The following is a 748-nucleotide window of genomic DNA, read 5'->3' on the forward strand; positions in this document are numbered from 1 at the left end:
AAAATTTCTTTAAAAATTTGTACTACAAAAGAATGAAAAAACATTGTATAATCTGTCCAAGGAAGGAGGTGAAAGCCAATATGAAGCGACTTATGGTATGCATCTTAGTGATCACTCTTCTTTCAGGAATGTCCCAAGGGGTTAAAGCTAGTGATAATGATGTGTACACGGTTGGAACATCATCTTTAAATATAAGAAATGCTCCTCACGTCAATGCACCGGTTATTGGATCCTTAGGTCGCGGTTCTATAATCCAAGTTGATGAGAAGAAATATGGATGGGCGAAGATTCTTTATAATGGTCGTACCGGATGGGTTGCTTCCACATATTTATATGAATCATCTTCAAATGAGGCATCTGAAACATCTTATCAAAAATCTTATGCTGGAAAAATTCATGTCACAGGAAGTCATGTTCGTATACGTACTGGACCCGGTACGGACTATAAAGTAATGAAAATCGCCAATCAAGGTGATGCTTATCAAGTACTTGATAGGAAAGGACAATGGGTACATATTCAAGTTAACAGTACTCAGACAGGTTGGATCGCAAGATGGCTGGTGTCAGACTCAAGTCAATCAGGCTCTTCTGCCGTTACTCGAACCTCTGTTTCTAAATCATCTTCTCAAACTTCTAATAGTTTAAGAGGAAAAAATATTGTTATCGATGCAGGCCATGGTGGGATTGATCCAGGAACGATTGGCTATAACGGTTCTCTTGAAAAAAATCATACTCTAGCAACCACATC

At 38.4% G+C, this 748-nt stretch carries 1 protein-coding gene; it reads left to right on the forward strand.

The window, feature by feature from the left end:
* Positions 1-80: 80 nt before the first annotated feature.
* The coding region (locus BTA31_RS22245) for an SH3 domain-containing protein (RefSeq protein ID WP_158039144.1) at positions 81-748 on the forward strand (668 nt) is incomplete at its 3' end.

This window comes from Bacillus haynesii, assembly GCF_001969855.1.
Taxonomy (GTDB): Bacteria; Bacillota; Bacilli; order Bacillales; family Bacillaceae; genus Bacillus; species Bacillus haynesii.